Origin of the sequence: Bowmanella sp. JS7-9 (genome assembly GCF_004329715.1) — a bacterium.
Lineage (GTDB): Bacteria > Pseudomonadota > Gammaproteobacteria > Enterobacterales > Alteromonadaceae > Pseudobowmanella > Pseudobowmanella zhangzhouensis.
Window position 1 is genome coordinate 198,451 of the sequence record NZ_JXSY01000015.1, and the last position, 26,423, is coordinate 224,873.

The 26,423-nt window shown below is 49.9% G+C and carries 22 protein-coding genes and 1 tRNA gene; 11 read left to right on the top strand and 12 right to left on the bottom strand.

Going from position 1 to position 26,423, the window contains the following annotated elements:
* The first annotated feature begins 35 nt into the window (after nt 1-35).
* Nucleotides 36-2,162: an ATP-binding protein gene (locus tag TK45_RS09255; RefSeq protein ID WP_131258364.1), complete on the top strand. Its 2,127-nt coding sequence runs from the start codon at nt 36-38 to the stop codon at nt 2,160-2,162.
* A gap of 73 nt (nt 2,163-2,235) precedes the next feature.
* Here the strand turns inward: TK45_RS09255 and gnd are convergent, their stop codons facing one another.
* The 5 genes from gnd to TK45_RS09280 form a co-directional block, all read right to left on the bottom strand.
* Nucleotides 2,236-3,687 (bottom strand): decarboxylating NADP(+)-dependent phosphogluconate dehydrogenase, encoded by a 1,452-nt coding sequence (gene gnd / locus TK45_RS09260; RefSeq protein ID WP_131258365.1) that lies wholly within the window; start codon nt 3,685-3,687, stop codon nt 2,236-2,238.
* Nucleotides 3,688-3,911: 224 nt separating this feature from the next.
* The gene (locus tag TK45_RS09265) at nt 3,912-4,838 is read right to left on the bottom strand and encodes a DUF4340 domain-containing protein (protein ID WP_131258366.1); all 927 of its coding nucleotides are present in this window, start codon (nt 4,836-4,838) and stop codon (nt 3,912-3,914) included.
* Nucleotides 4,835-6,676 carry a Gldg family protein gene (locus tag TK45_RS09270; RefSeq protein ID WP_131258367.1) on the bottom strand — a complete coding sequence of 614 codons (1,842 nt, stop codon included), beginning with the start codon at nt 6,674-6,676 and terminating at the stop codon, nt 4,835-4,837. Before TK45_RS09270 ends, TK45_RS09265 begins: the two co-directional genes overlap by 4 nt.
* 1 nt (nt 6,677) lies before the next feature.
* On the bottom strand, nt 6,678-7,412 hold the full coding sequence (locus TK45_RS09275) for an ABC transporter permease (protein ID WP_131258368.1): 735 nt from the start codon (nt 7,410-7,412) through the stop codon (nt 6,678-6,680).
* Between the two features lies 1 nt (nt 7,413).
* A complete protein-coding gene (locus TK45_RS09280) occupies nt 7,414-8,331 on the bottom strand; it encodes an ABC transporter ATP-binding protein (protein WP_131258369.1) in 918 nt (305 codons plus the stop codon).
* A gap of 294 nt (nt 8,332-8,625) precedes the next feature.
* On the opposite strand from TK45_RS09280, the gene tsaA reads away from it, so the two are divergent.
* On the top strand, nt 8,626-9,342 hold the full coding sequence (gene tsaA, locus TK45_RS09285) for a tRNA (N6-threonylcarbamoyladenosine(37)-N6)-methyltransferase TrmO (protein WP_371414268.1): 717 nt from the start codon (nt 8,626-8,628) through the stop codon (nt 9,340-9,342).
* Nucleotides 9,343-9,559: 217 nt separating this feature from the next.
* On the top strand, nt 9,560-10,339 hold the full coding sequence (locus tag TK45_RS09290) for a peptidylprolyl isomerase (protein ID WP_254426579.1): 780 nt from the start codon (nt 9,560-9,562) through the stop codon (nt 10,337-10,339).
* A gap of 99 nt (nt 10,340-10,438) precedes the next feature.
* Here the strand turns inward: TK45_RS09290 and TK45_RS09295 are convergent, their stop codons facing one another.
* Nucleotides 10,439-12,034 (bottom strand): ABC-F family ATPase, encoded by a 1,596-nt coding sequence (locus TK45_RS09295; protein ID WP_131258371.1) that lies wholly within the window; start codon nt 12,032-12,034, stop codon nt 10,439-10,441.
* 194 nt (nt 12,035-12,228) lie between these two features.
* Between TK45_RS09295 and TK45_RS09300 the strand changes: the two genes are divergently transcribed.
* The 3 genes from TK45_RS09300 to TK45_RS09310 all read left to right on the top strand — a co-directional run bounded on the left by TK45_RS09300 (nt 12,229) and on the right by TK45_RS09310 (nt 14,383).
* Nucleotides 12,229-12,305: transfer RNA gene (locus tag TK45_RS09300), tRNA-Pro, on the top strand.
* 574 nt (nt 12,306-12,879) lie between these two features.
* Nucleotides 12,880-13,092 (top strand): cold-shock protein, encoded by a 213-nt coding sequence (locus TK45_RS09305; RefSeq protein WP_131258372.1) that lies wholly within the window; start codon nt 12,880-12,882, stop codon nt 13,090-13,092.
* 424 nt (nt 13,093-13,516) lie between these two features.
* Nucleotides 13,517-14,383 (top strand): carboxylate/amino acid/amine transporter, encoded by an 867-nt coding sequence (locus TK45_RS09310; RefSeq protein ID WP_131258373.1) that lies wholly within the window; start codon nt 13,517-13,519, stop codon nt 14,381-14,383.
* Between the two features lie 259 nt (nt 14,384-14,642).
* Here TK45_RS09310 and TK45_RS09315 read toward each other — a convergent pair whose 3' ends face one another.
* From TK45_RS09315 to apbC, 3 genes are all read right to left on the bottom strand, one after another.
* Nucleotides 14,643-14,981 (bottom strand): energy transducer TonB, encoded by a 339-nt coding sequence (locus tag TK45_RS09315; protein WP_131258374.1) that lies wholly within the window; start codon nt 14,979-14,981, stop codon nt 14,643-14,645.
* Nucleotides 14,982-15,575, bottom strand: coding sequence for a dCTP deaminase (gene dcd / locus TK45_RS09320; protein ID WP_131258375.1), 594 nt, complete (start codon nt 15,573-15,575; stop codon nt 14,982-14,984).
* 61 nt (nt 15,576-15,636) lie between these two features.
* Nucleotides 15,637-16,659 (bottom strand): iron-sulfur cluster carrier protein ApbC, encoded by a 1,023-nt coding sequence (gene apbC / locus TK45_RS09325; RefSeq protein ID WP_131258376.1) that lies wholly within the window; start codon nt 16,657-16,659, stop codon nt 15,637-15,639.
* Between the two features lie 109 nt (nt 16,660-16,768).
* Between apbC and metG the strand changes: the two genes are divergently transcribed.
* The 3 genes from metG (at nt 16,769) to TK45_RS09340 (ending at nt 21,982) form a co-directional block, all read left to right on the top strand.
* Nucleotides 16,769-18,790 (top strand): methionine--tRNA ligase, encoded by a 2,022-nt coding sequence (metG, locus tag TK45_RS09330; protein ID WP_131258377.1) that lies wholly within the window; start codon nt 16,769-16,771, stop codon nt 18,788-18,790.
* 181 nt (nt 18,791-18,971) lie between these two features.
* Entirely contained in the window at nt 18,972-21,287 is a 2,316-nt protein-coding gene (locus TK45_RS09335) for a TonB-dependent siderophore receptor (protein WP_131258378.1), read from the top strand.
* 14 nt (nt 21,288-21,301) lie between these two features.
* Nucleotides 21,302-21,982, top strand: a complete 681-nt coding sequence (locus TK45_RS09340; protein WP_131258379.1) for a Fe2+-dependent dioxygenase — start codon at nt 21,302-21,304, stop codon at nt 21,980-21,982.
* An 86-nt stretch (nt 21,983-22,068) separates the two neighbouring features.
* Here the strand turns inward: TK45_RS09340 and TK45_RS09345 are convergent, their stop codons facing one another.
* The 3 genes from TK45_RS09345 to TK45_RS09355 form a co-directional block, all read right to left on the bottom strand.
* Nucleotides 22,069-22,287 carry a penicillin-binding protein gene (locus TK45_RS09345; protein ID WP_131258380.1) on the bottom strand — a complete coding sequence of 73 codons (219 nt, stop codon included), beginning with the start codon at nt 22,285-22,287 and terminating at the stop codon, nt 22,069-22,071.
* A 14-nt stretch (nt 22,288-22,301) separates the two neighbouring features.
* Entirely contained in the window at nt 22,302-22,535 is a 234-nt protein-coding gene (locus TK45_RS09350; protein ID WP_131258381.1) for a VF530 family DNA-binding protein, read from the bottom strand.
* Between the two features lie 112 nt (nt 22,536-22,647).
* The gene (locus tag TK45_RS09355; RefSeq protein WP_131258382.1) at nt 22,648-23,403 is read right to left on the bottom strand and encodes a class I SAM-dependent methyltransferase; all 756 of its coding nucleotides are present in this window, start codon (nt 23,401-23,403) and stop codon (nt 22,648-22,650) included.
* Nucleotides 23,404-23,433: 30 nt separating this feature from the next.
* Here TK45_RS09355 and gloB point away from each other — a divergent pair, with 30 nt between their 5' ends.
* The gene (gene gloB / locus TK45_RS09360; protein WP_131258383.1) at nt 23,434-24,237 is read left to right on the top strand and encodes a hydroxyacylglutathione hydrolase; all 804 of its coding nucleotides are present in this window, start codon (nt 23,434-23,436) and stop codon (nt 24,235-24,237) included.
* Nucleotides 24,238-24,252: 15 nt separating this feature from the next.
* The gene (locus TK45_RS09365) at nt 24,253-25,938 is read left to right on the top strand and encodes a LysM peptidoglycan-binding domain-containing protein (RefSeq protein WP_131258384.1); all 1,686 of its coding nucleotides are present in this window, start codon (nt 24,253-24,255) and stop codon (nt 25,936-25,938) included.
* The last annotated feature ends 485 nt before the right edge of the window (nt 25,939-26,423 follow it).

Here is a 26,423-nt window from a genome sequence, read left to right on the forward strand (position 1 = left end):
TTGTTCGGATCACGCCTTTGCCGGTCATTTACCGTATGCACGGGAAAATCAAAAACCGCGTCATCATGTTCTTTGTCGTGTTTGAACTGTTGGCGTACCTGCTGATCCAAATTTTCTATAACCTGACCTATTCCGATCAGTTGCTGCAGCAAAAATCTGTCGAAATCAAACGCCTGTTTGCAGTCAGTGCGATGCAAATCACCCGTATTAGTCAGCAAATGGAAGACAAAGCCACTGCATTAGCGATAAGTGGTGAACAACTGTATCGTCAGCAACAGCGCAATCCGCAGACACTCGAGGCTTTGCAGCAAGAAGCCGGCATCATTTTGCTCAGCCAGTTTAGTGACTTTACCCTGGCGCTTGGTGGTGGAATTTGGTTTGAACCATTCCGGCTGTTACCCGAACAACGACTCTTTGGCCCCTATTTTTTCTGGCAAGATCAACAACCCATTGTGTCCTGGGAGCTTAATTCAGATGAATACAATTACCCCAGTCAGGATTGGTACACAGTCGCAAATGCCGAGGCGCTAGATCAACCAGACCAATCTTTACATCCGTTAGTTTGGTCTGACCCGTATTTTGATGAAGCGGGTACGTTCAGCATGATGATTACCGTCGATGCACTGATGCGCGACGAAAATGGCGACTACTTGGGTATGGCCACCGTAGACTGGGCACTCAGTAACCTCAATCAAGTACTTCAAAACCACCGCCCTACTCCTTTGACGCAAAGTTATTTAATTCATCGCGCCAGCGATACTGTGGTTAATCTGGTCAATGACGATAAGAGCTTTCAGCGAACCGACAGCTTCTACTGGGCCAGCCAACTGGCCGAATTACAGTCGATGCAACAGGCACGTCAATCCCTGTTAACTGCCCCGGATGGTGAGTCTTACTTGATGTTTCACCAGCGCGCCGGACATGAATTTGATTTGATCTCGCTCACCCCGCTGAGTGAGTTAAAAAAGGAAATCAACCGATTTGCCGTGTTAGTCGCCAGCCTCGGCGGCTTCATAGCACTCGCTTTCATGATCTTAATGTTTTGGTTGATTCGCTTTGTGTTTTCACCGTTTGACAAGGTACTTAAACTGATTAATCAGTCTATTCAGATGCCTGAGCATAATCAGGTTGATGTTAAGATTAACCCGATCAATTACAACGAAGACAATGAATTTACCCCCATCGTGCAGGCGCTTAACCGGGTTTACTTACAGATCGATAATTACCTGCAACAAATTACCCGCAATAACCAGCAACTTGAGCGCTCACGGGCTGATTATTTGCAATTAAATGAACAACTTGAAGAAAAAGTCACTATCCGGACCCGCGAACTAGAAGCCAAACATCAAGCGATGACTGAGTCATTGCAACGGCTCAAAGACGCTCAACAACAAATGGTCGAACAGGAAAAACATGCTTCGTTAGGCAAATTGGTGGCTGGTGTTGCACACGAAATTAACACGCCTCTGGGCGTGTCAGTTACAGCGATAACCACCCTGGAACACAAAGTTAAGAACATTATCGATAAATACAACGACGGCAGCCTGCGTAAAAAGGACTTTCAACAATTCTGTGATGAACTTGTGCAGGTCAGCGATATCGTCACCGCGAATCTGGAGCGCGCCGCATTACTGGTGCAAAGCTTTAAACAGGTGGCCGTGGATCAATCGTCCGAGCAATGCCGAAGTATTGAACTTGGGGATTATCTCGATCAGGTTATTCGCTCTCTGGCGCCGAAACTGAAACACAGTCCCCATCAGTTAATCTTTACCCCGCCCAGCGAACCTGTTCAACTTTATGTGGCACCGGGCGCCGTCGCACAGGTGATTACCAATATTGTCGATAATGCGCTGGCCCATGCATTTCAACAAACACCCCATGGCAAGATCACCTTGTCTATCAGCCAGCATGGCGATAAAGCAAAAATCATTATTGCCGACAATGGTGCGGGAATGGATAAGGACACCTTGCGCCAGCTATATGAGCCATTTTTCACCACAGCACGCAATACAGGCGGAAGTGGTCTGGGCATGCATTTGGTTTACAACCTGGTACACCAGCAGCTCAAAGGCACGATCAAATGTAAAAGCGCGGTGGGCAAAGGTACTGAGTACACCATTTTACTGCCATTGGATGTGCGTACTCAAAAAACTGATGCTTAATCTCGCAGGAAGTAATCCGGGCTCAACACAAAAAAGCCTGACGCGAGGTCAGGCTCTTTTATACGTAATGATTTTACACGTTGTAGGTTGAGGAGGCGGTATCGCCACCGCGACCTGTCCAATTGGTGTGGAAAAACTCACCACGGGGACGGTCCAAACGCTCATAGGTGTGGGCGCCAAAGTAGTCACGTTGTGCCTGTAACAGGTTGGCCGGTAACCGTGCATGGCGGTAGCCATCGAAATAACTCAGTGCCGCACTGAAAGTTGGCGTCGGGATACCGTTTTGCGCTGCGGTAGCCACAACGTTACGCCAGCCAGACTGAGCACTCATCAATTTTTCGACGAAATACTCATCCACCATCAGGTTGGACAATTCTGGATTACGGTCAAACGCTTCTTTAATGTGTTGCAGGAAAGTCGAACGGATAATACAGCCACCACGCCACATCAGCGCGATACCGCCGTAATTCAGATCCCAGCCAAATTCTTTGGCCGCTTCACGCATCAACACGTAGCCTTGCGCATAGGAAACGATTTTAGAAGCCAGCAGTGCTTTACGAATATCTTCCACAAATGCCGCTTTGTCGCCACTGAATGTTGGCTGTGGCCCACTCAGGACAGACGATGCTGCTACACGCTCATCTTTTTGTGCAGACAAACAACGAGCAAATACGGCTTCACCGATCAGGGTAAGCGGGACACCGTGTTCCAGTGCCGACACCGCGGTCCACTTGCCGGTACCTTTTTGACCCGCTGTATCGAGAATTTTCTCGACCAGTGGCTCACCGTCTTCTTTGTAACCGAGAATGTCACGGGTGATTTCAATCAGGTAACTGTCCAGTTCGCCCTCATTCCAGTCCGCGAACACCTTGTGCATCTCATCGGCTGACATGCACAGCAGTTCTTTCATGATTTGATAGGCTTCGCAAATTAATTGCATATCGCCGTATTCGATACCGTTATGTACCATTTTTACGAAATGGCCAGCGCCATCCTGCCCCACCCAGTCACAACAAGGTGTGCCATCTTCCACTTTGGCAGAAATAGCCTGAAAGATATCTTTAACTGCAGGCCAGGCCTTTGGTGACCCACCTGGCATAATGGATGGACCGGTTAATGCGCCTTCCTCGCCACCTGATACTCCGGTGCCGATATACAGCAAACCTTTTTGTTCCAGATAGTGAGTACGACGATTTGAATCAGGGAAGTGGGTGTTGCCGCCGTCGATAATGATATCGCCCGGCTCAAGGTGCGGGATCAATTGCTCAATGGTATCGTCCACCGGCTGACCCGCTTTGACCATCAGCATGATCTTGCGTGGCGTTTCCAGCGACGCGACCAGCTCTTCTATACTAAACGCGCCACGAATGCTTTTGCCTTGCGCTCGTCCTGCCAAAAACTTGCTTACTTTATCGGTTGAACGGTTATATGCCGTTACCGTAAACCCTTTACTGGCCATGTTCAGAATGAGGTTCTCCCCCATTACTGCCAGACCTACCACCGCAATGTCAGAACGCTCTTTCATCTTCGACCTTTTCACCCGTAGTCCAGAAAGTCGCATAATGTATTGTTTTAGGCGCCGATTCTCAAGCCAAATCGCGGTTTTCAGCGCAATTCGCTAAGCGTCTGTGCCCAATTTATGATGCGAGTTTGAACAATTTGTTAACCATTGAAGCCCAACTTTGTGCCTGCACAAAGGTTAGGGCAAATTTTGTATAAAAAAACCCGGCGAAGCCGGGTTGTTAATCGTTATTCCGTAAAGAAATCCTGTAACGGTTGTAACAGTGACTGTAATGCCACATCGTTTACCACAAAATAGCGCCCTTGCTGATACGCCTGCACATCACCACTGATTTCCAGCACCACATGTTGCTCTGTTGTAGCAAAACGCCACAATTGCTGTCGCCCATCAGCAGCTATCAGGCTAAGTTCTGTCACTTCAGCGCCTTCTGGCCAGCCAGCAGAAAATTCGCTGAATTGCAGATTACCCACACTATCAAACACAGTTTGCGCGATGGTGGGGTATTTCAATTGGGCATTGTCAGGTTGGCTTAGCAACACCGCCTGGTTCTCCTGCAGTGCAATTTGCCAGCCGCCTTCGCCTATGCGCACCACCTGGCTTAATGCAAAATCAGCGGCAAGCAGATGTTTGTCCAGCCACTCTTCGGCAGACGTAGGCAAAGAAATTTGTTGGTCAATCAGATAACTTTGTTTGGCTGTCGGCAGACGCGCATACATACCAATACCTGCGCTGGCGCGCTTACCTAACAAAGCCTGCCAATTGGCATCGTCGCTATACAGGCCAACCAGCGTTGCTTCACTGCCCTCGTCATTGATGTCCTGCACACCAAGCCGGTAATACTGATCCTGACGGGCCGTTTTGGCTTCTTCCAATCGCGCTTCTGACAACCCCAGCAGCAGATCGGCCAATTTATCCTGCGCGGCAGGATATTCCAGCGAGTCTGCCCACCATTGCTGGCCACGTTGACTAAAGTTAAGTGCGGGTTGCCCGGGGCGCGCCAGACTGATTCTATTTATTTCAGTACCATGCAGCATAAGCCCCGGCAACAGAGGGCCATCCACCTGTTCCTGTTGGATTTGCTGGCTGGTGTACAGGTAATAGCCGCCCAGCCCCAGCAGGATAACCGCCAATAATCGCAGTAAATGGTTTGTCATTTTGCCTTTCTCCCCGCTCTGCGACGCATCATGCGCGACAGCAACCACAGGATACTTACCAATAACACTGGAGCCACAGCGATATTCAGTACTTTCAGCCACATGCCGAGTATCTCAATATCTTTATCCAGTTGATGGCGCACTTCACGTAACTCTTTTCGGATCTCAATTTTCTTATCGAGAAACTGATCAACCGCAGCCTGTTGTTCCGGGCTCAGAATCAATGCGCCACCTTCGGCCTGTTGCGCCTGCAGTCCGGCTAACTGCTGCTCGGTTTGCGCCAGCTCATCCTGCAATCGTTGTTCCTGAGCGCGGAATGATTGCTCTGCTTTGACGGTCAATGCCTGCACCACTTCAAACGGACGCGCATAGGTGCCGCGCCCGCGTACACTGATCAACGCATTACTGCCGCCGAGGTTTTCCACCGCATTGGTAACAAAATCACCGTTATTCGCGAATGGAGTAAACACATTCTGGCCGAAAAAGTTTGCCTGACTGCCCCAGAAGCGATCGGTCAGGAGGTCAGTGTCTGCCACCACAATCAGGTTGATCGCCGCCCCTTTGCTTAACCATGGAGACTGCCATTCCACACCTTCCGGTATGCTGGTAAAAGCAGAATTCGCCTTGCCATGAATGCGTGCGGCCAGCGTATAGCGCTGTTGCTGATCGTCAAATGCGCGCGCAAGCTCGGCGACATCGCGCAACTGTCCATATCGCGGGGCATCAATCGTCGCGGCATGCACAGAGCTTTGCAGTAATGGCGTGAAGCTGCTCTCGGCTCCTTGCTGCTTATTCAGCACGCCAAATGACGCGCCGTTAATTACCTGCAGCCCTGCGGTCGTGATGTCATCCACATCCAGGCTATCACCGGTCAGGCCCACATAACCAAGATGTCGCTCAACCCCATTTTGCGTGCGGATCTCCAACCCGTTCTGGGCATCCAACAACACCGCATTGGGATCAAACGATACGCCCCAGGCAGCAAGCAGCGATGCCAATGGGTTTTCAGCGGCAGGCGGGGCAAACATCGCCATGGGATCCGACTCAGCCACAGGATCCAAAAACAACATGGCCTTACCACCAGCCAGAACATACTGGTCAATGGCGACCAGTAACGCCTCCGAGTAACCTTTCGGCGCCACCAACATCAGCACATCAGTCTCTTCCGGAATGGATTGAGCGTCGTTACCGAGGGTTTCAACCTCGTATAGCTGCTCCAACTGGGTAAATAACACCCAGGCAGGATCGAATCGACCGGACATAGGATTTTGTCCACCGTTTACCGGCAGGTCGGTAATCACGGTGACATGCACGGGCTTAGGATCACTGAGCTTATGCAGCAGTTTACTGATTTCGTATTCTAAAAAACGCTCCTGTTGCAGATCGAAAAACGCGACCACCGCCTGCTCGTCATAGGCGTTGCGTCCGGCCAGCCCCAGATAAATGGCATCACCGGCGGCACCAATGCTGGCTGCGGTCAGGCCAAACTCGTCCGCTTGATCTTCCGCTTCTGAAAACGGCTCAGGATCGACCTTGTGCAGAATAATCTTGCCATCGGCGGTACTGGCGTATTCTTCCAGCAAGCTATACACGCGATTGGCGTAATTGCGTAACTGGGTCATGCCTGTGGAGGCTTTATCCGAATAGAAAAAATACAGGTTAACCGGTTCATCGATATCCGCCACGATGGCCTTACTGCCGGCAGATAACGAGTAAATCTGCTGCTCGGTTAAATCCAGACGGGTATCTTTTAAAAAGGTGTTGTTGAGTAACACCAGCACTGCAAACGCCAGTGCCAGCAACACAAATGTCAGTGAGCGAGAGAGAATCGTTAACATCTTATTCGGCCTTCTTGTGCTCAATCACTAAACGCCCGGCGTATAACCACACCAGCGCCACCAAAACAAAATAGCCCACATCATTTAACGCAATCACGCCTTTGGCCATCGCATCAAAATGGCTGAGGAAGCTAAAACTAGCGAGGGTATCCAACACCAGAACCGGGAGCACATCGTTAAACGCATTGAGGATGAGCCCACTGCCACTTAGCACAAACAGAAAACACACCACCACGGCGAGGATAAAGGCAATCACCTGAGATTTAGATAGTGCCGACATACACATACCGATGGCCAGAAACGCGCCTGACATCAGCCAGCTACCTAGATACGCAGCCAGAATAATGCCGTTATCCGGATTACCCAGATAATTTACTGTTAGCCAAAGTGGGAAGGTCAGTGCCAATGCCAGTCCTAACACCAGCCAGGCCGCGAGAAACTTACCCAGCATAGCCTGCCACACTGAAATCGGCAGGGTCATCAACAATTCAATGCTGCCGCTCTTGCGCTCTTCAGACCAACTACGCATGGCCATCGCTGGCACCAAAAACAGATACAACCAGGGATGAAAATTAAAAAACGGTAATAAATCCGCCTGGCCACGCTCGTATAAGCTGCCAAAGCTAAAGGTAAATACCGCACTCAAACTTAAGAAGATGGCGATAAATACGTACGCTACCGGTGTCGCAAAAAAGCTGCTGAATTCACGGCGCAGAATAATCAGGGTATTGCCCATTTTAGTTTGCCTCCATGGTTAACTGGCGAAATACATCATCCAAACGCCCTTGCTCCGCATACAGGGTATCGATAGGCAAGCCATGATCCTGAATGTAGTGAGACACCAACGGCAAAATATCCTGTTCATTCGCTGGAAACAGTGTCACCCGCCCAGTGCGACGATCCACCTCAAAACTCTCTACGCATAACATGCTGGTCAAGCCACTAATATCTGTAAGATGTTCAAAATGCACGGTAACCGCTTTGTGGTAACGGGACTGGCGTTGCAATGCCTCCGGCGTGCCGTCGAAGTGTAATTGGCCATCGGCAATAATCATGGCGCGATTACAAACGGCAGTGACTTCTTCGAGGATATGAGTGGAGATAATCACAATTTTATCCTGCGACAGATTCTGGATCAGCTCGCGTACCTGATGTTTCTGATTAGGATCCAACCCGTCGGTTGGCTCATCGAGGATAAGGATGGCTGGGTCATGAATAATCGCCTGCGCCAGTCCAACCCGACGTTTAAACCCTTTAGATAAATGCTCAATCTGGCGATCGAGCATATCCTGTAACTCAACCTGCTCAACGACCTTGTCGATACGTGCCTGCTTATCTTTGCCAAGGCCGCGAATGTCGGCAATAAAATGCAAAAACTGTAACACCGTCATATCGTTGTATGCCGGTGCACCTTCCGGTAAGTAACCAATTTGCTGTTGAATGGCGACACGCTTGTCTGCGATGTTCAACCCGTTGATCTCAATCTGCCCACTGCTGGGGGTTAAAAAACCGGTGAGCATTTTCATGGTGGTAGATTTACCCGCACCGTTCGGCCCCAGAAACCCGACAATATCACCGGGCTGGACCTCAAACGACAACTGGTCAACGGCGGTAAATCCACCAAAGGATTTAGTTAACTGCTTTACTGAAATCATGTCTTCCTCTGAATATCAGTGTTGTTCCGGCTTGTCCGCTCGCACATCTATATGGCGGCGGTAGATGGGAATTCAAGCAATAAAGAGTGGCTATGCTACCAGTTAGTTCGCCAAATGCTGTGATTATTTAACGCTGTTTGTCAGGCACTGGTCGAGAGCCAAAAAAAACGCCCGAAAATCGGGCGTTGGGGAACGTGTTCCAAATGGGAAAAATTGTTAAGTCATGTCACAATCAACCGTTACTATGGTACGCAGATTCGTGCTGAGACTTAATCATTAATTACGGATAATTTGTTGCAAACTATTTCAAATATGACACCAATATCCCCGATCGCGCTGATATCTACCCCGTATAAAGAGAAGTTCGCCATTCCACGCCAACCCAATCTGGTCAGTGACGTATTAGGGGAACTGCATTTCTGTGCAGGATTCGATGATGCCAATATGTTGCGGGGCATCGAGCAATTCAGCCACCTGTGGTTAATTTTTTCGTTTCATGCCACCGCATCACAAGGCTGGAGCCCAACGGTGCGCCCGCCACGCTTAGGTGGCAATGAGAAAGTCGGCGTGTTTGCCACCCGTTCTACTTTCAGGCCCAATGGCCTCGGCTTATCGGTGGTGAAAAATGAAGGCATCGTCAAGCAGCAAGGAAAAACCGTGCTGCGCGTCAGTGGCATGGATTTGCTCGATGGCACACCAATCATAGATATCAAGCCTTACGTGCCTTACGCCGATAGCATTGCTGACGCCAGCGGCGGCTTTGCCCCCGATGCCCCCGAGCAATTGCCGGTGACCTTTAGCAGCGCAGCCACCACCCAAATAAACGGGGTACAAAAGACCTATCCACAATTGCAGCAAGTGATTGCAGCTGTACTTAGCCAGGATCCCCGCCCCGCCTACAAAAAAGGCCAGGTGGATGACAAGGTCTATGGTGTGGCTTTGTATGATTTTAATATTCGCTGGCGGGTCGGTGCTAATGGCATTGAGGTGCTTGAGATCGAAAAAGCCTGAATTCCTACGAAACAGTGAATAACAAGCAGTAGGCCGCTCAGTCGGCCATCATCTCTTGGTCTTATCTTGGGATGAAAGACTGATAACTACCAGTTCAGCACAGCAAAAACTCGGACTGTGCCGACCAAATACAAATTGAAACACGAAATCAGTTCAGACCGCAGCGTGATTTGTATACCCTATGCGCCATTAAAAACATTCAGAGCCGTAAAAACCTGTGAAAAAGACCACCCTCGCATTACTTGCCACAGCTGCATTAAGTTTTCATACCAGTGCCACCGTCGTCGAAATCCGCACTAACATGGGCACCATCACAGTTAACTTGTTTGATGAAGATACCCCGAAAAGTGTCGAAAATTTTCTCGAATATGTCACTTCCGGCGCCTATGCCAATAACGTAGTGCATCGTCTTGAACCCAGTTTTGTCATTCAGGCCGGCGGATTTAGCTACCACAATGCGTTGCCACTGGATGTGGTGGCCACAGGAACTCCGGTTATCAATGAACCGGAATTATCCAATGTCCGCGGTACGATCGCGATGGCAAAGCAAGGAGGCAATGCAAACAGTGCCACCTCTCAATGGTTCATAAACTTAAAAGACAATAGCGCCAATCTGGATGTGCAAAACGGTGGTTTTACCGTTTTTGGACAGGTCATCGGCGATGGCATGGATGTGGTTGATGCCATCAGTGCTCTGCCACGTTTTAATATGGGGGGCGCGGCGAGCTCCATTCCATTACGAAACTACACTGCAGAAGATGGAAGTAACGGCAAAGATCCGACAGATGAAAACTTTGTGTTGATTACCGATATCGTCGTCACTGATGCCTCAACGGTCACCAACCCTGATTTAAATCCAAAGCCTAATACGCTGATTAAAGCCACGTCGCCATCAAACGGCAGCTCATCTGGCGGCAGTATCAACCCCTTGGTTCTTTTCCTGCTGGCAGCAGGTGCTGCATGGGCACGACGCTGTAACTGGTTGGCTAAGCGCTAAATCCGGATATTGTGCAGGTAGCCAGGCTACATACTGACTGCAACCAACACAAAAAAACGCCGCATATGCGGCGTTTTTTAATCTGGCATGACCCAACTCTTAGTGCGTCAGCCCCTGGCTTTGCAGGTATTCTTCATAGGTACCTTTGAAGTCAATCACCTTGCCGTCTTTGATAATCAGCAGGCGGGTAGCCAATGATGAAACAAACTGGCGATCGTGACTCACAAAGAACAAGGTGCCGTCATATTCCTCTAGCGCCATGTTGAGTGACTCAATTGACTCCATATCCATGTGGTTGGTCGGCTCATCCATTAACAGGATGTTGGGTTTGGCCATCATGATTTTGCCAAACAACATACGTCCCTGCTCGCCACCAGAAATCACCTTAACGGATTTTTTGATATCGTCGGCACCAAACAGCATACGGCCCAAGAAGCTACGCACATACTGGTCATCTTCACCCGGACGGCGATATTGGCTCATCCAGTCAAACAGATTCATATCTTCTTCGAAATCGGCGGCATGATCCTGCGCATAATAACCAAACTGAGTGTTTTCAGACCATTTCACGCTACCGCTGCTTGGCTCCAAATCGCCCACTAAACAGCGCATCAGGGTGGTTTTACCGGCACCGTTTTCACCGAGAATTGCCACCTTTTCACCGACTTCAACGATCAGGTTAAGCTCTTTAAATAGCAAACCTTCATCGAAGCCTTTTGACAGGTTTTCAATCTCCACTGCGTTACGGAACAGTTTTTTATCCTGTTCGAAACGAATAAACGGGTTAGAACGGCTGGACGCTTTAACCTCATCCAGTTTGATCTTATCGATCTGGCGGGCACGAGAAGTCGCCTGCTTAGCTTTGGAGGCGTTGGCCGAGAAACGCGCCACGAATTGTTGCAGCTCAGCAATCTGGGCCTTTTTCTTGGCGTTATCGGACAACAGACGCTCGCGTGCCTGTGTGGCGGCCAGCATGTATTCGTCATAGTTACCCGGATAAACGCGCAATTCACCGTAATCCAAATCCGCCATGTGCGTGCACACCGAGTTTAAGAAGTGACGGTCGTGGGAAATAATAATCATGGTGCTGTTACGCTGGTTCAGGGTTTCTTCCAACCAGCGGATGGTATCGATATCCAGGTTGTTGGTCGGTTCGTCCAACAACAGAAAATCCGGATCAGAGAACAGCGCCTGCGCCAACAACACCCGCAGTTTCCAGCCCGGCGCGACTTCGCTCATCAGGCCGTAATGTTGCTCTACCGGAATACCCACGCCAATCAACAATTCACCGGCATTAGACTCGGCTTCATAGCCACCCAACTCGGCGAATTCCACTTCCAACTCCGCCACTTTCATGCCGTCGTCTTCGCTCATTTCTGGCAGGCTGTAGATGCGATCACGCTCCTGCTTTACCTTCCACAGCTCTTCGTGGCCCATGATAACGGTGTCAACCACGGTATACTTTTCAAACGCGAACTGATCCTGACGCAATTTACCCAGACGCTCGCCTTCACCGTAACTCACGTTACCGGCACTTGGCACTAACTCGCCGCCGAGGATCTTCATAAAGGTCGATTTACCACATCCATTGGCACCGATCAGACCGTAACGGTTACCGTTACCAAATTTGACCGAGATATTTTCGAACAGCGGCTTGGCGCCAAATTGCATGGTGATATTTGCGGTGGTAATCAAAACCTTTTCCTGTATTGCGTAAGGGGCAAAAAATTGGCGCGCATTTGAGCATAAATCGGGCATTTTTAACAGGACAAATCACACCCGCAGAAGCAAACAGCACGAAAAGTTGTTCAACAATCCAGCAATTAAACCAGGCTAGCCGCTAAATCGTTGCAAAGGAAAAGGAAATCAGTACACTAGCGCGTCTCGGTCGGTGTGTAGCGCAGCCTGGTAGCGCACTGTCATGGGGTGTCAGGGGTCGCTGGTTCGAATCCAGTCACACCGACCATCTTCCTTCTCCCCAATTTTATCCAGAAATTAATCCAAGAGCATTGATTCGACACGCAGCGACATTAGCGCGTAGCGGTTACGTCCGGTTCACCAAAACGTCCGGAACGTTTTGGAACATCGCAACGCGATGGCCCGCAGGGTGGCTGACAGGACCTCCGAAATAAATCCAGTATTCATCATTTGCGATATCAGACAGTGGTCACATCTATCTGCGTTGTTCAGTTACTAAAAATTACACGAGCATTAACAAGTGTTTACATGCCGATAATCTTATAAGAAAAATATTTCTGAGCGTTGCAGATTTTATATGCCCAGTTATTTGTCAGTAGTTGCATCATATGAATGCATAAAACACAAAAAATTAATACTATACAGCGGACAGTAATTAACGTACTATCACTTCGCTTTAGAAAAGTTCTGCCTTATCTGCTACTGCTTTTGATTTCCTTTTTCTTCTTTTAATTAAAGTCGATTTAGCATCTACATTTGCTCTACTGGTTAATGTTTTGCTGTTTTATCGCTAAATTGGTGGATTGACCACCAACACAATTTAATTAAAAAGAGAGTTCTATATGTCTAATTCTGTAAATGGCGTAGTAAAGTGGTTTAACGATGACAAAGGTTTTGGCTTTTTAACCCCTGATACCGGCGGCAAAGATGTTTTCGTACATTTTCGTTCGATCGCCGCTGAAGGTTTTAAGTCTTTAGTCGAAGGCCAGCAAGTTCAGTTTACTATTGAGCAAGGTCAAAAAGGTCCGCAGGCAGCGAACGTTTTACCTTTATAAGATAGTAAGTCATCTGAGGTCAGGTATTAGCCTGATCTCACATCCGCCCCCAAAATATCCTTCTTATAAAAAACCAAAATTTCATTAAAAATTTAAAATTACCCACCATCTCATCATTAATTTCTTTAAAAAATTTTAAACTTGAATTAATTTAGATGCGACAGAAAACTTAAAAATAAAAAATCTTCATTTCATAACAACAATCCTCTCTTTACTTTACCCTTACTCGGCACACATAAAAAAACCAGTAACAGCTTTTGCTCAAGTCCACCGCTAGATTGGCGTGTTGCGATAGCATAGGGTTAAATATTAGACTGGGAAACAACTGAAAATTACAATCTGGCCCTATATTTCCGTTTTTACTTTAGGTGACCCGCGTCCCCTGATAGAGTATGCCCCGCTGTCGTACCTGTTTGAGAATTTCATGCCACTGTTATTCGTTATTACCCTGCTTTGGGCGTTTTCTTTTAGTTTGATTGGTGTGTATTTGTCTGGGCAGGTAGATGCCTGGTTTTCTGTATTAAGTCGAATCCTGCTGGCGACGCTGGTGTTTTTGCCTTTTTTGAAGCCCCGTCTGCTGGTAAGTAAAGACATCGCCTTACTGATGGGTGCCGGTGCAATCCAGCTTGGGCTGATGTATAGCTTTTATTACCACAGTTTTCTGTTCCTCAGTGTGCCGGAGGTATTGCTGTTTACAGTGATGACGCCAATTTATGTCACGCTGGTTAATGACCTGCTGGATAAACAGTTTCATCCACGTTTCTTGCTCGCCGCCGCCGTGGCTACGTTGGGAGCGATAGCTATTCGTTATGATGGTATCAACGAGAATTTCGTAACCGGCTTGCTGCTGGTACAAGGCGCTAACCTGTGCTTTGCCACCGGTCAGGTATTGTATAAACGTCAGTTTTCACAGCGGAATATTCCTCAGCACAGTGTGTTTGGCTGGTTTTTTGTGGGTGCCAGCATGGTTGCGATCATTTGTTATGCGCTGTTTGGTAATCCTGAGAGATTGCCACAAACCACCACCCAATGGGGGGTACTGGTTTACCTGGGCGTGATTGCCTCAGGGCTGGGTTACTTTGGCTGGAATAAAGGCGCCACGCAGGTTGACGTCGGAACACTGGCGGTGATGAATAACCTGCTGATCCCGGCGGGGATTGTGGTGAATGTGCTGATATGGAACCGGGATGCCGATCTGCTGCGCTTAGCCCTCGGCGGTGGAATTATTTTACTGGCACTAGCATTCAACTCGCCAAATTTGGGTAAAACCAGAATTGCTGATAACCCATAACCTATTACCTATTGCGTACTTTCTCAATAATAAAACTGACCAGTACATAGAAAAAAATAATCCAGCAGCCTACGGACAATATCAAACAGGGATAAGCCAATTGAGGCACCTCAGAGTGAAACCCAGCGTATGAAAAAACCGCGGAAATCAATCCGAAAGACAGGGACATCAAGAATAAATCTGTGTTAAATACTGCCAAAGGGGCAGCCGTTTTAGCTGCATAGTGTTTGAATTTGAAGGTCATCCTTGCCCCCGATTCTTAGAAATTTCTTTCGTATACCAACTCGACAATTTTCTCACAGGGTTTGTCCGGCTGGTTAAAGGTTGTGTTGGCGATTGTGCGCCGCGCCGCCCTCAGAAATATGCGTGAGTTAGATTCCAAGACTCGAATATCGCTCGTCTTGCCATCTTTTTGCACTACAAATTTAATACGAAAATAATGACGAACTTGACCGTCATTGCTTAGCCCACCGGCTGGAGCCCCCGGCCAGATCAATTCTAAAGGTTTTTCGGGCTGAATTAATTCCGGACACGGCGTAAGCTCGTATTTTTCATTAATGACGGTACTAGCCAGCGCCAATATGAGCAAACCGACCAATTACTTATCCGCTTCGTCCTGATTTATCCTGCTGGCCACGGCGCCTGCCTGATCTTTATACTTGGCATCAACCCGCGCGTTGTATGGCTTCTCAGCCGGACCGGAGATTTTCTCAAAGCTCAACGCACCAATTTTCATGAGTGGGCGCAGCGCCAGTGGGAGCTTACCGCTATTGAAAAACTCCAGCACGATATTGCCATGCCAGCCCGGATCGATGCGGTGTGCGGTTACGTGCACCATTAAACCCAAACGCGCCAGCGATGAGCGCCCATCCAGCCAGCCGACAATATCCGCTGGCAGAGTGATTGACTCATGGGTAATCGCCAGTGCCAGTTCACCCGGGTGCAGGAAAAACGCCTGATCGTCTTTCAGCACGATTTCATCGCTCATTACCGAGTCCAGTGCCGCCTGTACTTCGGCTTTCGGGCCGCTTAAGTCGATATAAGGTGCCTGATGATCCTGAAACACGCGAAACTTGTTACCCAGACGAATATCCACGGTCACACCACTGATCATACTGTCAGAAAGGGGTGGCTCAATCTTGATAATGCCAGCGTCCAGATGTTCCTTGATATGGGTATCGCACAAGCGCATGATTTTTCTCTTTCTTCTAATGATTTAGGCGGTTTTCGCGGTAGCGGTTATTAAACCCCAGTTAATCCTGGTTGTGTACCGGAATTTTCGCTCCGGCCTGCACAGAACGTAAATACAAGGCTTTCGCCAGTGCACGGGCGGCTTGTCGATAGCTGGCACTCAACGGGCTATCCGGCTCGGCCACCAGCAACGGCGTACCATCATCGGCATGCTGACGGATCTGAATATCCAGCGGCAATTGCCCCAATAACGGTACACTACGCTGCTGCGCGAGCTTCTTACCGCCATCGGTGGCAAACAAGTAGTCTTTATGCCCACAGGCACGGCATTGGTAGTAACTCATGTTTTCAACCACGCCCAGCACAGGCACGTTCACCTGTTCAAACATGGCAATGCCCTTGGTGGCATCGGCCAACGCTAAATCTTGAGGGGTGGTGACAATCACCGCGCCGCTGACCGGTATTTGCTGAGCCAGCGTCAGCTGAATATCACCGGTGCCCGGTGGCATATCAATCAACAGATAATCCAGATCCGGCCATAACGTCTCGCGCAACATCTGCATCAGCGCTTTACTCGCCATCGGGCCGCGCCATACGGTGGCTTTGTCCGCCTCAACCAGATAGCCGATGGAATTGGCCACCAATCCATGAGCCTGATTCGGGTGCATATGTTTGTCATCCGGGCTGGTTGGATATTGGCCGGCATTACCCAGCATGATTGGAATAGACGGCCCATAAATGTCCGCATCCAGAATCCCGACCCGCGCCCCTTCCTGAAATAGTGCAAACGCAAGATTCACCGTGGTGGCCGACTTACCGACCCCACCTTTACCGGATGTCACCGCAATTATATTTTTCACTCCCGGCACAGGCGCGGTGTTAGCGGCTACTGCAGTCACCGCCTGGCTAATCTGTACGTTACCGCCAAGCGCCTGCTTAAGTTCCTCGTGGCGCGACTGACAGGCAAATGGCACGATCACGTTATTGCCTTGTGGCCAATTGGTTACCTGTTGCTCAGTAAGGCCAAAAAATGCGGCCAAATCTGGCAGAAATGTTGCTGCCGGGGCTTTTTTGCCAAAAAACATGCACTACCCTTGTGTAAAACTGAAATTTCGATGCAAAAAAAGGTGGATTTGGGTAACATCACCCACCTTTATTTTGACCTAATTTAGAACCGGAAAACACAGTACCGCTATGACTCCACGCAAAATTCTTGTCACCAGTGCCCTGCCCTATGCGAACGGCTCCATTCACCTTGGCCATTTGCTTGAGCATATTCAAACCGATATCTGGACAAGATTCCAACGAATGCGTGGCCATCAATGTTACAGCGTATGCGCCGACGATGCGCACGGTACCCCTGTAATGCTCAAAGCGCAGGAGCTTGGTATTACGCCGGAAGAAATGGTCAGCCGTACCCGCGCGGAACACCATCAGGATCTGCTGGATTTCCATATCGCTTACGACAATTACTACGTGACTCACTCGGATGAGAACCGTGAACTGTGTGAGCTGATTTATAACCGCTTGAATGAAAACGGCTATATCGCTCGTCGCACTATCAGCCAGTTGTTCGATCCGGAAAAGCAGATGTTCCTGCCGGATCGTTTCGTTAAAGGCACGTGTCCGAAGTGTGGTGCCGAAGATCAGAACGGCGACAGCTGTGACGTGTGCAGCGCCACATACGATCCAACCGAAATGAAAAACCCGCGATCGGTGATCTCCGGTGCGACACCAGTGTTGAAAGACTCCGAGCACCTGTTTTTCGATCTGCCGCAATTCAGCGATATGCTGCAGGACTGGATGAAAGCCGGCGCAATACAGGCGGAAATGGCCAACAAGCTGCAAGAATGGTTCGCCGATGGTCTGCAACAGTGGGACATCAGCCGTGACGCGCCTTACTTTGGTTTCGAGATTCCGGGCGCGCCGGGCAAATACTTCTATGTGTGGTTGGATGCACCGGTTGGCTACATGGCCAGCTTTAAAAATTACTGCGACCAACATAACCTCAACTTCGACGAGTACTGGGCAAAAGACTCCAGCGCCGAGCTGTACCACTTTATTGGTAAAGACATTACCTATTTCCACAGCCTGTTCTGGCCAGCCATGCTGGAAGGAGCCGGGTTCCGCAAACCTACCGGCGTCAATGTACACGGATTCGTAACGGTAAATGGCTCAAAAATGTCCAAGTCCAAGGGCACCTTCATTAAAGGCCGAACCTATCTGGATCATTTAAACCCGGAATACCTGCGCTATTACTTTGCCAGCAAACTGAATGACGGCATCACCGACATCGACCTGAACTTTGAAGACTTCGTTAATAAGGTCAATGCCGATCTGGTTGGCAAAGTGGTGAACATTGCCAGCCGTTGTGCCAGCTTTATCAACAAGCGTTTTGACAATACGCTGTCAGCCAATGTGCTGGAGCCACAACTGGTGGCGGAATTCCAGCAGGCCGCTGAGCAAATTGCGGACTATTACGAAAAACGCCAATACAATCGCGCCGTACGCGACATCATGGCGCTGGCGGACAAAGCCAATCAGTTTATTGATGCCAATGCCCCATGGGTAACTATCAAAGACGAGACAAAACAACAGTTTACCCACGATGTGTGCTCACTGGGGATCAACCTGTTCCGTATCTTGCTGGTTTACCTGAAACCGGTCCTGCCGGCATTGACCGCCGAAGCAGAAGCCTTCCTGAATGACACCCTGAGCTGGGACAGTGCACAGCAACTGTTAACCAACCATGAAGTAAGCAAATTTAAAGCGCTGATGCAGCGTGTAGAAACGAGCAAAGTTGACGCCATGATTGAAGATTCTAAAGAAAACCTGCAACCCACTGGCACTGTCGCTCCCGACTCAGAATTAAGCAAAGATCCTATCAGCGACACCATCGAGTTTGCGGACTTTGCCAAGATTGACCTGCGTGTGGCTTTGATCGCTAAAGCCGAACATGTGGAAGGCGCAGAAAAACTGTTGCGTCTGGAGCTGGATTTAGGCGGCGAAACCCGCCAGGTCTTTGCCGGTATTAAGTCCGCTTATCAGCCAGAAGACCTGCAGGGCAAACTGACGCTGATGGTTGCCAACCTGGCACCGCGTAAAATGCGCTTCGGTGTTTCCGAGGGTATGGTGCTGGCAGCAGGCCCGGGTGGCAAAGATTTATGGGTGATGGAGCCCCACGCCGGTGCCAAACCAGGCATGCGGGTTAAATAACCCATCCAAACCAATAATCAGCCGGGCCCTGCCCGGCTTTTTTATATCTTTTGCCGCCGAGATAAAACGTGGCTTACCGTGCGACACAACTTATTGAGAATAATTCTCATTTTAATTGCAATTGATAACAATTCTCATTAACATGCATCCCGATGATAACCACAACGGGAAAATAACCATTATGGCAGAGGCCAAATCACCTTCTTTGACATTGGGTGCACAAGCTATCGCAGCGGCACTTTCTTTATCCGCACCTTACGCGCTGGCGCAACAGGTTCCGGATAGCAGCGATTGTAAAGGTGACAATCGCGAGGAATGTAAAAAGCAGCAGGAAATTGAACTGATTGAGGTGCATGGCATTCAGCATTCGGTTTATCGCTTCGATAAGTCTGGCGACCTGCGCCGCGTCGCAGATATCGTCGATACTCCGCAGACGATTACCGTGCTGACCCAGGATCAAATTCAGGAATCCGGTAAAACCGACTTGCAGGATATTCTTGCGGCGCAGTCTGGCGTGACGCTGGGCACAGGTGAAAACGGCAACGCGTTCGGTGACCGTTATATTATCCGTGGACACGAAGCGCGCAGTGACGTGTTTGTTGATGGTCTGCGTGACCCGGGCATGACAACCCGCGAAAGCTTTGCAACCGAGCGGGTTGAAATCACCAAAGGCCCCAGCTCTACCTTTGCCGGTCGCGGCAGTTCAGGCGGCGCAGTGAACAGCATCACCAAAAAAGCGTCTACCTCCTATGATTTCGGCCGGATTGATGGCGCGATTGGCAGCGATGAGCACACTCGCTTATCCGTCGACTATAACAAGCCGCTGTCCGATACCGCCGCCGTGCGTATCAATGCACTGACTGCCAGTGAAGACAAACCCGGTCGCGAAGGCATTAGCCAAAAGCGTGATGGTTTGCAGCTATCCGGCGTGTATGAACCCAGCGATAGCCTGAATTTCGTTGGCGATGTTTACCTGCTTAACGCCAAAAACCGTCCTGATCTGGGTAGCTTCCAACAATCCGATACACGCAAGCCGTTAAAAGACATTCCGGTTTATGCCCAGGACGAAGACTTCCTCAATTCAGAAGTACAAACCTTTACTCTGCGCAGTGACTGGCAAATCAACGGTACCGTTCGCTTCTATAACGCGACGCGGGTTGGTAAAACTGAAAATGGTTATATCACCACGGGTGCGCGCGGCAGCACACGTGATGCCTCCGACCCCACCGCACCAGGTGCCAGCACCATTAGCTTATCAACCCACCAGGGCTGGCAGGATGTCAGTTACTGGACCACCCAGTTCAACCTGTTTGTAGATACCAATTGGGCCAATATGTCGCACAAATGGGTATTGGGTGTGGAATACACCGATGAGTCAGTCGATAACGGCGTGTATGACATCAGCTATGGGAACGCGGGTAACTGTTTTGTACCGGGGCGAAATGGCGTGTCTCAGGCCTATTGTGCAACCGATGCTGACGGCAATGCACTGGCCAATATCAATCAACTCATGGCGCGCAGCTACAGCAAAGGCGCCTATGACGCCAGATTTGATATCGAAACCATCTCAGTGTATCTGATGGACACCGTGGCCCTGACTGAGCAATGGAACCTGTTCTTTGGCCTGCGTCAGGATAGCTTTGACTATGCCAATGACACGGTAAGTCGTGGCACGGAAAACCTCTACGCCTATTCCGACAGTATCTACAACGGCCATTTAGGTGTGGTGTACGATATCAGCGAAGATGGCAATGTCTACCTGACCTACAGCACCGCGACCAACATCAATGGCGGCGAATCAGACTTAGGGGCCAACTGCGGTTACGGCGGGATTTGCGGCGATCCGGAACAGGCGCGAATGGCAGACCCGGAAACGGTAGAAAACATCGAATTGGGTACCAAATGGATGGTATTTGATGACAGCCTGATGTTCAGCGCGGCGATTTTCCAGATGACCAAAGGCGATGTAATGGAGTCGGTCGGTGACGCCTACTCCACCCTTGGCACACTCAACACGGGTAAAAACCGTGTTAAAGGTTATGAAATTGGCCTGGTCGGTGACATTACTGAACAACTGAGCGTACAAATGACCTGGGCAGATATGTCGTCAGAAGTGCTGGATTCAGTCAACGATGCCAACATTGGCTTAGCCCTGTCCAACTTTGCCGATAAGAGTTTCTACCTGCAACTGCGCTATCAACCCAGTGAGCAGTTTGCCTTTGGTGGGGATTTCTCTTATCAAAGCGAAATGTATGGTGGCCAGCCAGATACCGCCGCCACGTTTGATACCACGCTCAACGATTATCGCGTCGTGGTGCCGTCTTACTCGGTGGTCAATCTGTTTGCCAACTATTACCTTAGCGAACAACTGACACTGCGCCTTAATGTGGGTAACGTGATGGACAAAGAATACTGGACAGCCGCATATCGTTCAGGCTCATTTATGTACCTTGGCGATGGTCGCAGCACCCGCCTGACTGTCAATTACACCTTCTAACAGGACTGGCCCATATGGTGATTATTAAAAATTTGCTCAGCGCACAGGAAGTGCAAGCATATCGGGAGCGTCTGCGTGAACATGACTGGCAGGATGGCAAAGCCACCGCCATGGGCATGGCCGCTCAGGTCAAACGCAACCGCCAGGCCGATGCCAGTGACAGCAACATTCGTGAACTGGCTAATCACCTGTTGGGCCGCATGGGCGACACCCCCAAGTTAATCTCCGCTGCATTACCGCAGCGGATTTTTCCGCCGGTGTTTAATCAATATGGCGAATGTGAGGAATATGGCTATCACGTGGATGCGGCAATTATGCGCATCCCGGGCAGTCATGAGGTACTGCGCAGCGACATGTCCATGACCTTATTTTTATCCGAACCGGATGAGTATGAAGGTGGTGAGCTGGTCATTGCCACCGACTATGGTGAGGAACGGGTCAAGCTGGCCGCCGGTGATGCGGTGGTTTATCCGTCACGCAGTTTGCACAAGGTAACGGCTGTCACAAAAGGAACGCGGATTGCCGCGATTACCTGGATGCAAAGTATGGTCAGCGATGTGACGCTCAGAGACAATTTGTTTCAGCTGGATCAAGCCATTCAGGGCTTGATATCAGAGGGGAAATCCAGCCGCGAGCAACTGGATAAACTGCATTATGTTTACCACAACCTGATCCGACAGTTTGCTCAGGTGTAATCAACCCCACCTTGCTTACAAAAAAAGCCGCAATTTTTGCGGCTTTTTTATTTACCTGCGTCGGTGTAATCACCGCATAAACATCATCAATAAGTAGAATTCGGGGTGATATCCGGGTTGATATCACCACCGACTTCTTCCGGATCAATATCGTGTTCCAGCAACACATTTCGCACTGCCTCTATTTGATCCAATACAATCTGATAGCGCTCACCATATTCATAGCGCGTGACTTCAATTGGCTTAGGCATATAAGTAAAGGCAATCATCAGGGCCTGCAACTGATCGTCATTCATTTTGCTCATATCTGTCTCCGGCGTTATTTTTGTAGCCATGGCGAGTTTACAAACGTCGCCAGATACAGTTGCTCGACTTTGCTGCGCGCCCAGGGAGTGCGACGCAAAAACTTAAGCGATGACTTGACCGACGGGTCACTGCGAAAACAATTAATTTCAATTCTGGCCGCCAGACCATCCCAGCCATAATGCTGTTGTAAATCCGTGACGATTTTTTCCAGTTTCACACCGTGAAGCGGGTTATTTTGCTGTTGCATGCAGACTGTCCGGTTGGAAGCTTAATTAACCCATTGTACCTCAAACTTGGCCGCAAAAGCCCACATCAACAGGTTGGCAACGTCGCTTGCAGCCCCGTTGAAAATCAGAGGTTCATGGGGTGTCGGATTGAGTATTTGCCTGCCCTGCCGGCATGGAAACCACCTGAGCCAACTTGGGTTTCGCCCGCCATTTGGGCTTAATCAGGGTGAGCGTCGACTCACGCTTTTTCGCCACAATCACATATACACTGCCGAACAAGCTCAGGTAACGTTGCAAAAAGGTCTGCACCTTACTGTTGTTACTGTATGCCTTGCTAAACAGCAGTGAACTGAATACGCGCCGCTCGTCACAGACAATGTCAAAGCCCAGCAGACTCAACCAGTCTTTGATCCGCGCAGCAGTAAAAAAGCGTGCCTGACGCAACAGATAACTGCGTTTTAGCGGAATAAAGCGGGTCAGGTTGGCCAGACTCAGCGGGTTGTAGCCAATAATCACCACATGGCCATCGGGAATAATCACCCGGTCTACCTCACGCAAAATTTGATGGGGATCACGGGAGAAGTCTAACTCGTGGGCCAGTACCACCACATCCAGGCTGTTTTCCTGATAGGGCAATTCCTCCGCCGAGGATACCAGCCCGGCTTGCGCGTCCTGATGGGTTTTCTGACGGATTTTGTGGCGGATTGGGCACGCACTGAGATTCATCTCGCTACTGAGATCCCCCAGCTGTAACAGATGATAGCCAAAAAACTGCCGGCAAAATCCTTTCAGCACCGTTTCTGCTGCATCACGCACATTCTCTCCCAGTGGCAGTTCTTGCCAGTGCTGAGGGCGGCGCGGTTTTTCAGGCAGGTAGGCTGGTTTCACTGAGACTCTCTTCTATGCCACAATAGGCCCATGCAAACGAATCAATCCACATTATCGATTTATCCGCTGCCGGCATTTGATGATAACTATATCTGGTGTCTGAGCGATGTAAATAGTGCCGCTGACCAGTTTACGGCGGTTATCGTCGATCCGGGCGATGCCGAACCGGTTATCCGCGAACTAACCCAACGCCGGATTGAGTTGGTCGCCATTTTGATCACCCATCATCATGGCGATCACACCGGCGGAATCAGTGCGCTTAAATCACGCTGGCCCAAGGCCAAAGTCTATGCGCCGGATAACCAGCGGATTAACGGGGTTGATGAGGTCGTGACTGACGGGCAGATCCTGCAAATCGACGGAATGTCTCACAAGTTTGAGGTCATCGCGGTGCCAGGCCACACGCGGGATCATATTGCCTATTACACCAATGGCCATTTGTTCTGTGGCGATACCCTGTTTTCCTGTGGTTGTGGGCGCTTATTTGAAGGCAGCCCGGCACAAATGCACCGGTCGCTGCAACGCATTGCTGCCCTGCCCGCCGACACTCAGGTATACTGCGCCCATGAATATACCCTGGCAAATATTCGATTTGCACAGGCCGTGGAACCTTCTAACCCGGCGCTAGTCCAATTTGCCCAGTGGGCAAACACACAGCGTCAGCAGGGATTGCCCACGATACCGTCACGCCTCAGCACAGAGCTTGCGGTGAATCCTTTTTTACGTTGCGCACAACCCAACGTCCACCAGCAGGCCGAGCGCCATGCCGGTAAAGCATTAATCGATGACGAGGCCGTTTTTGCCGCCTTGCGTCACTGGAAAGACAACTTTTAAGCCGTACCCAGAATAATGATAAAAAACAATTTACCTACTGCCATTTCTGCTATCGCTCGCGTGTCTGCCCTGATCGCCTCAGTCAGCCTGATCAGCGCCTGTAACCTGACCCCGGAATGGTTACGTGCCGAAGAGCAGCAGCAACTGGAAGAACAGCAAATTGCCAGTGAACTGGCCAAACAATGTGAAGATCACGCTGAACATGCCCTGGAAGAGACTTGTCTGGTCAGTCAGGAAGGCATTATCCCGACCGAGCACCCGGTGGATGATATCGAGATCCCACTGAGTACCGATGCCGAAGTCGCCGAAATCACCGACCTTTGGGTGCGCGTGCGCAATCAGCTGAGCTTTGATGTACCAGACGACAAGCGGGTAACCGAGCAACGTAACTGGTACCTGAAACACCCGCACTATCTGTTGCGCGTAAGCAAACGTGCCGAGCCGTTTTTGTATCACATTATCGACGCCATCGAGCAACGCAACCTGCCGATGGAGCTGGCATTACTGCCTATCGTGGAAAGCGCATTTGACCCGTTCGCCTACTCCCATGGCCGCGCAGCCGGTATGTGGCAATTTATCCCCGGCACCGGCAAGCGCTTCGGCTTAAAGCAGGAATGGTGGTATGACGGCCGCCGTGATGTGATGGCCTCAACCCGCGCCGCGCTGGATTATCTGGAATACCTGCTGAAGATGTTCGATGGTAACTGGCTGCATGCACTGGCCGCTTACAACAGTGGTGAGGGCCGGGTATTAAACGCCATCAAATACAACAAGCGTAAAGGCCTGAATACCGATTTCTGGGCGCTTGATCTGCCAAAGGAAACCCGTGCCTACGTGCCTAAATTACTGGCGCTGAAAGACATCCTGGTCAATCACCGCGAAATGGACGAAAGCTGGTTTCCCATTGCCAATCAGCCATTGACCGAGCTGGTCGATGTTGGCTCGCAAATTGATTTAGCCAAAGCCGCCGATATGGCCGGCCTCACGGTGAAAGAACTACACGCACTGAACCCTGGGTTCAATCGCTGGGCGACCGATCCGGATGGCCCTCATCACCTGCTGTTACCCGTCGATCGTGTGGAAGCATTTAAAACTAAACTGGCGGCGTTAGGTGAGCGCGACCGCTTAAATTGGGTCAGGCACAAAATTCGCTCAGGCGACAGTTTGTTGAAGCTGGCCAAGGAATACCACACCACGGTGGATGTGATCCGCAAGGTTAACAATATTAATGGTAATACCATTGTCGCTGGTGACTTTGTATTGATCCCTGTGGCGTTGAAATCGCTGGAAAGTTACAGCCTGTCGGAAGAACAACGCCTGCTGGCTACACAGGATAAACGCCGCGCCCGTTATCAGCTGACCCATACGGTAGTGTCCGGTGATAATTTCTGGGATCTGAGCCGTAGTTATAAGGTAAACATGCGTTCACTGGCGAAATGGAATGGCATGGCCCCCACCGATCCGCTGCAACTGGGGCAAAAACTGGTGGTGTGGGTAGACAAAGTCTCCGACGAACAGCGCAAAGACGCCGTGATGCGCAGCCTGACTTACACCGTGCGTAACGGTGACTCACTGGCCAAGATTGCCGGTAAGTTTAAAGTCAGGGTGGCAGACCTGACCAAATGGAATCAGCTGGACAGCAAGAAATACCTGCAACCGGGTCAGAAACTGAAAGTGTATGTGGATGTGACACGTACCTAAACAAGCTGTACAACCACAAAAAACGCCGGTAATTGCCGGCGTTTTTTGTGGGTCAGGATTGGTGCACTGACTTTTAGTTAACGCTTACTCTGACAACCCGATATTCGCATGTAATAAGTTTCTCTTTGATATTGACCTCCCTGTCTTATTTTCACGCGCCTCCAGTGCGCGCGAGCCACTTTTCTTTGCTTGTCCATAAGAAAAGTGGCGAAAAGAAAGGACACCCTGCATCAGCCCAATTCCTGCTTTGCTGGTCATTCGCCGGTCGCTCAGAGGTAAAGGCTTCGCCCGTTCCCTACGCCCCTTCGCTTAATTTTCTGTCCATGAAAATTTACCGGCGTCTGACTGGCGCAAAACAGGGGGCTTCTGAAGGGACATAAAGAGCCCGCGCGGAGCGCGATTCTTTTGGCGGCGCAGCCGCCTGAAATGCGACTTAATTTGCCCGACATAAAACGGATTTCGTCGAATGGCCTGACAGGATGTCA

What these genes read in the sequence shown, in the direction of transcription:
- TK45_RS09345 (WP_131258380.1), bottom strand. Translation starts at nt 22,287, where the DNA reads ATGAGCAAAATGAATGACGATCAGTTGCAGGCCCTGATGATTGCCTTT.
- TK45_RS09310 (WP_131258373.1), top strand. Translation starts at nt 13,517, where the DNA reads ATGCCACTGTTATTCGTTATTACCCTGCTTTGGGCGTTTTCTTTTAGT.
- TK45_RS09270 (WP_131258367.1), bottom strand. Translation starts at nt 6,676, where the DNA reads ATGTTAACGATTCTCTCTCGCTCACTGACATTTGTGTTGCTGGCACTG.
- TK45_RS09350 (WP_131258381.1), bottom strand. Translation starts at nt 22,535, where the DNA reads ATGCAACAGCAAAATAACCCGCTTCACGGTGTGAAACTGGAAAAAATC.
- gloB (WP_131258383.1), top strand. Translation starts at nt 23,434, where the DNA reads ATGCAAACGAATCAATCCACATTATCGATTTATCCGCTGCCGGCATTT.
- TK45_RS09365 (WP_131258384.1), top strand. Translation starts at nt 24,253, where the DNA reads ATGATAAAAAACAATTTACCTACTGCCATTTCTGCTATCGCTCGCGTG.
- TK45_RS09265 (WP_131258366.1), bottom strand. Translation starts at nt 4,838, where the DNA reads ATGACAAACCATTTACTGCGATTATTGGCGGTTATCCTGCTGGGGCTG.
- metG (WP_131258377.1), top strand. Translation starts at nt 16,769, where the DNA reads ATGACTCCACGCAAAATTCTTGTCACCAGTGCCCTGCCCTATGCGAAC.
- TK45_RS09335 (WP_131258378.1), top strand. Translation starts at nt 18,972, where the DNA reads ATGGCAGAGGCCAAATCACCTTCTTTGACATTGGGTGCACAAGCTATC.
- TK45_RS09280 (WP_131258369.1), bottom strand. Translation starts at nt 8,331, where the DNA reads ATGATTTCAGTAAAGCAGTTAACTAAATCCTTTGGTGGATTTACCGCC.
- TK45_RS09275 (WP_131258368.1), bottom strand. Translation starts at nt 7,412, where the DNA reads ATGGGCAATACCCTGATTATTCTGCGCCGTGAATTCAGCAGCTTTTTT.
- TK45_RS09255 (WP_131258364.1), top strand. Translation starts at nt 36, where the DNA reads ATGCACGGGAAAATCAAAAACCGCGTCATCATGTTCTTTGTCGTGTTT.
- TK45_RS09340 (WP_131258379.1), top strand. Translation starts at nt 21,302, where the DNA reads ATGGTGATTATTAAAAATTTGCTCAGCGCACAGGAAGTGCAAGCATAT.
- dcd (WP_131258375.1), bottom strand. Translation starts at nt 15,575, where the DNA reads ATGCGCTTGTGCGATACCCATATCAAGGAACATCTGGACGCTGGCATT.
- TK45_RS09305 (WP_131258372.1), top strand. Translation starts at nt 12,880, where the DNA reads ATGTCTAATTCTGTAAATGGCGTAGTAAAGTGGTTTAACGATGACAAA.
- gnd (WP_131258365.1), bottom strand. Translation starts at nt 3,687, where the DNA reads ATGAAAGAGCGTTCTGACATTGCGGTGGTAGGTCTGGCAGTAATGGGG.
- apbC (WP_131258376.1), bottom strand. Translation starts at nt 16,659, where the DNA reads ATGTTTTTTGGCAAAAAAGCCCCGGCAGCAACATTTCTGCCAGATTTG.